Origin of the sequence: Marinilactibacillus piezotolerans (genome assembly GCF_900114235.1) — a bacterium.
GTDB classification, from domain to species: Bacteria; Bacillota; Bacilli; order Lactobacillales; family Carnobacteriaceae_A; genus Marinilactibacillus; species Marinilactibacillus piezotolerans.
Genome location: NZ_FOSJ01000085.1, coordinates 1 through 5,279, shown reverse-complemented (window position 1 = coordinate 5,279; position 5,279 = coordinate 1). Strand labels below are relative to the sequence as shown.

Here is a 5,279-nt window from a genome sequence, read left to right as displayed (position 1 = left end):
GGCTAATTCTAGATGAGAACGAAAACATTCGTTTAAATCACCTTTTGTGGCTAGAGTCTGTAAGATATCTGTAGTAAGATTGTTCATAGGGAAGTCCTCTTTTCTGTGAATGTAGTGTGGTAACTCTATTCTACAGAAGGGACTTCCTTTTTTCTATTTACACAAGATATTTTACACTCTCATATCTAAAATTAGGTATAGTGTGTTATAAGTAGAGGTGAAATCTCAATTGATATATAACATGAGAATTATAAAAATTTGTTTCAAATTAATATTGTAAACATTACTAATGATCATTAGAATAAAATGTAGTACAAATTTAAGCGTTGAAACTAATACCTCAAGTATTTTTAAATCTGCTATAATATTCATTATGCAGAATTTTAAATTAACTAGAAAGAAGGAAAAATGAGTGAACAAACAAACAACTATAAAAAATCCCATTATTTCCACATATATAAAAGACTTCATAGAAAAATATGAAATTACCTCAAATAAAGCAAAAGATGAGCACAGTATTTTTGAAAGCTATATTAATGACTTAATATTAACTTTATATGGTAATGATCCGAATGCCAGTTTTTATGATATGGAGACCAAAACAGCATTTGGGATTGATGGGGTGGCAATTTTCGTTGCGGATAAATTTGTAAAAAGTATTGAAGATGTGGATGATGTGATTCAAAATACCAAAAGATTTGAAGTGGAATTTTACTTTAGCCAATCAAAAACATCAGATTTATTTAATCGCACTGAAATAAATGATTTTTTTACTGGAATAAGAAGGTTTTTTAATTTTGAAAACTGTGAGATACCAGAACTTAAAGAATTTTGGGAAACCGCAAAGTATATTTACACTAAAGCGAGTAAGTTTAAACAGCCACCTGTACTTAATACTATTTTTGCTAGTCTTTCTCCAAATGATATTAATTTATCAGACCCTCACCTTAAATCAGCAGTTGATCTAGGAATAAATGATTTAGTAGATTTAGGTATGTTTAATAAAGTACTTGAACCTCAATTTTTGGGTTTGAAGAGAATAATGGAGTTGCATAGAAAAATAAATTCGGATTTAGAGATAGTTGTAAACATGACCAAAACACCAGTGACTTATCCTAAAGATGTTACAGGGAAAATAAAAAATGGATACTACGGTTTAATTAAATTAGAAGAATTTATAAAAATACTTACTGATGAAGTATCAGGTAAAAAAATCCTCAGAAAGGGAATATTTGATGACAATATTCGATATTATTTAGGTTCTGAAGAAAAAATTGATGTTAACTACAATATTAAAAATCAGTTATTAGGAAAAAATAGTTATTTATTTGGAGTTTTAAATAACGGAATTACAATATTAGGAGACGAAATCAATTTAAACTCAGAAGAAATGACCTTAGTTAACTATCAAATTGTTAATGGTTGTCAGACCAGTAATGTTATCTTTGAAGTACTAGACGAATTAAAACAGCAGGAAGATGTTTATATACCTGCTAGATTTATAGCCACAAATGATGAAGAAACAAAGAATGATATAATCAAAGCAACAAATAGTCAAACTACGTTAAAACCTGAACAGTTAGCAGCACTAGCACCAATACAAAAAGCAATTGAAGAATATTATAAGTCAAAAAGGCAAAACACAGGTTTCAAATTATATTATGAAAGAAGAACTGAACAATATAGAGACGAGAATATTCCAAAAACTAAAATAATAAATATACCCTTTCAAATTAAATCGACATCTGCTTTATTTCTAAATCTTCCACATGAAGTTTCAGGACAATACGGTAAAGTAGAAAAAAAGACAAGAGGTTTACTATTTAATAATGAAAGTGATTTTGGATTTATAAATGTATACTACGCTAGTGGATTGACATGGTATAAAACTGAAAGATTTGTTTTAAATAATTATGATAGAAAATATCGAAGAGCTAGATGGCATATTATGATGCTTGTTAGATATTTATGTTGTAAAAATAAAATTGTAAGTAATAAGATAGATAAAATAAGTAACAAAAACAGTGAGCTAATTGAAAAGGTTATGCTCGATGAAGTTAAATCTAATGAAATTTTAGATTGTGCTATTCAAATTATTAATAGATGCTTATTAAAACAAAATCCGAATTTAAGTATTGATGAAATATTGCAAGATAGGAAACTATTTGAAAGAAAGGAAACTACTGATATTCTTTTAGAATATGTTGAAAATATGGAAAGTGCAACAAATTAGAAAAAGAACATATGTACGCGTTTCTCTTTGTGTGTTATAATATATCTATAAAAAAAATCATAGAGAAGAGTGTGTTGTATGACTAATTCTGTAAGTTCGACTAAATCCCGCAGTTATACGCTTTCTGCATTTTTTAGTGGGGTAGGTGGAATTGAGCTGGGTTTTGAAAGAACCGGTGAGTTCAGAGTGGTGTACGCAAATGAATACGATAAGAATGCTCAAATTACTTATGAACAAAATCATCCTCATACACCGTTAGATAAAAGAGATATTCATGAAGTTTTAGAAGAAGAAATACCATATAGTGATATAATAGTCGGAGGATTTCCTTGTCAAGCTTTTAGTATAGCAGGCTACAGAAAGGGATTTGAAGATGATCGAGGAGATTTGTTTTTTGAACTGTTACGTATTATAAAGTCCAATAAACCTAAAGCAATATTTATAGAAAATGTTAAAAATATGGTTACTCATGATCATGGGAATACTTTTAAAATTATAAGAGAAGCTCTTACCTTGAATGGATATTATATAAAATGGCAAGTGCTTAACGGAAAAGATTATGGAAATATTCCTCAGAATAGAGAGAGAATATACATTGTGGGTTTTAGAAATAAAGCAGCATTCAAAAAATTTCACTTTCCAGAAAAAATTAATCTTACTAAATCAATTCGTGATGTTATAAATTTTGATTCAGAAATGGAATCAAAATATTATTATATAGAAGGAAAACAACCTTTTTATGATAAACTTGCAAAAGAAGTAACTGATGAAAATACCATTTATCAGTGGAGACGTCATTATGTTAGGGAAAATAAATCAGGAGTTGTACCAACATTGACAGCTAATATGGGGACAGGAGGACATAATGTTCCTATAATAAAGACAAAAACAGGAATACGTAAGTTAACACCTTATGAAACTTTCAGAGTTCAAGGGTTCCCTGAATCCTTTAAGTTGCCAAAGAAAATTTCTAATGGACAGTTATATAAACAGGCTGGAAACAGTGTAGTTGTGCCAGTTATTCAAAGGATAGCAGAAAATATATCACTAGCATTGAGCAATATAAATGATCTTGATGAGAGTATACTAGATATAAAATACAAATATTATATTATGCATACGAAAATGGAAGGTAGATTTAAAGGAGAAAGTTATTTAGTTCAAACAGCATCTAGTGATAAAGAGCTTGAAAAATTTTCAAAAGATAATGGAATTAAATATTTATCTAATAAAGAATATTTTAAAAAAATTAAGAGAAATATTATGCTAGATTTTTATTCATTTGAATAGTATTATTCTGTTGAAAGAAGGTAGTTTAATCCTTAAAGATTATATCTATCTTCTTTTTTTTTTGATATAATTATATTAACAAACAATTTAGAGGTGGTTTAATGAGTATTTGGGAAAGATATGATTCAAGCCAGCAGAATATGTACTTGCATTATTTAAAAGCGTATGGAGCATTATCGGGGCTTTTTAAGCAGAAAGCTGGACATATGATACCTTATTTAGATTCGAAATTCCAAGAGACCATATACGCAAAATCTTTTGAATCTGAAAATGTTGATATAGGAAATACTCCGCATGATATCTTATCTATTTTTGGAAATGAACGTGTAGGAATTGGAATTAAAACTTGGATGAATTCAACTCCGTCTTATCAAAAAGTCATGCAATTAAAAAGATACAAAAGTGAGATAGAGCCTTTATTTACTTCTTCGAAGTTTGAAGATGCAGCTACCAAAATTTCGAATTTGAAAAATGAAAAAATGCTCTCTGACTATAGTAGATTAGGACTTTCCGAAGATGAAAATATTTACCACTATGTTACTAGAGATAAAGGTAAGTTTTTATTACAAGAGTCAGCATATCCGCTAATCAATACGAATAATTTAAGGAATTTTTCATTTTCAGATACATCTTTATCTTGGGATGATGGATTAAAAGAGTATAAATATACTTTAGGGGATTCGCAGATATGGCAAAAATTTTCGAATACATACAACGATACCGCAATCTTAGAACAAGTAAATATTGAGATAATTGAAGATCCGTTTACTTTTTTAACTAAAGCATATGATGAGTTTTTTGATAAATATAGTATCATTGAAGATAATATATATGAGATTTTTTTACCACTATACTCTTATCAGACAGGAGAAGTACAAGAAAAATCAGGATTAAATGCTTGGAACGCTGCATCAAAAAATAAAGGGAGCAGCACATTAAGACCATTAAACGAAATTTATATACCTATCCCAAGAGTATTCCACAAAAAGTTTCCAGATTTTTTTACTCATAATATCTTTGAATTTGAGAAGAGACAACAACTATATTCTGGTTCAAAAGAAAATAAACCTCAAATTAGGTTCCATCTGCAACTACCTAACGGACAGAAAATACCCGCACTAGTAACTCAAGAAAATATGAAAGCTCTTCAGTCTGGAAGTAGAACAGAAAGAAGAAGTGATGGAACTCTATATGGTCAATCTGACTTAGGACAATGGCTTTTGATAAATGTATTGCAATTAAATGAGAGGACTCTTGTGACTAGAGAATGGTTACAAAAAAAAGGGACTGATTCAGTGAGGTTATGGAGAGATAAAAAAGATTACTCAATAATCAACATAGATTTCGCACCAGTTGGTTCTTTTGAAAAATTTATGAAAGAGGAAGCAATTAATGAGGATGACAATTTAGTATAAATATTGAATAGGTTACACTGAGTTGGACAGAAAAGATAAGGTGTGTATACTAAACAAACATACACAGGAGGAATCTATCATGTCTACTCGTCGTCCACGTCGAACTTATACAGAAGAATTCAAGAAGCAAATTGTTGATTTACACAAAGCAGGAAAATCAAGAAAAGAAATCATAGAAGAATATGACCTTACAGGATCTGCTTTTGACAAATGGGTACGTCAACATAATCAAACCGGTTCATTCAAAGAAAAAGATAACTTAACACCTGAACAGAAAGAATTGAAAGAATTAAGAAAAGCCAATACCCAGCTTCAAATGGAAAATGATATTTTAAAGCAAG

4 protein-coding genes are annotated in these 5,279 nt (G+C 29.4%); all 4 read left to right on the top strand.

Going from position 1 to position 5,279, the window contains the following annotated elements; genetic code table 11:
• Positions 1-412 precede the first annotated feature (412 nt).
• On the top strand, positions 413-2,233 hold the full coding sequence (locus BM212_RS11885) for an AIPR family protein (protein WP_091898744.1): 1,821 nt from the start codon (positions 413-415) through the stop codon (positions 2,231-2,233).
• A 78-nt stretch (positions 2,234-2,311) separates the two neighbouring features.
• Positions 2,312-3,523, top strand: a complete 1,212-nt coding sequence (locus tag BM212_RS11880; protein WP_091898743.1) for a DNA cytosine methyltransferase — start codon at positions 2,312-2,314, stop codon at positions 3,521-3,523.
• A 101-nt stretch (positions 3,524-3,624) separates the two neighbouring features.
• On the top strand, positions 3,625-4,938 hold the full coding sequence (locus tag BM212_RS11875; RefSeq protein WP_091898741.1) for a phospholipase D-like domain-containing protein: 1,314 nt from the start codon (positions 3,625-3,627) through the stop codon (positions 4,936-4,938).
• Between the two features lie 79 nt (positions 4,939-5,017).
• Positions 5,018-5,279 (top strand): transposase (locus BM212_RS11870; protein WP_143744960.1); only part of this gene is annotated, 262 nt, incomplete at its 3' end.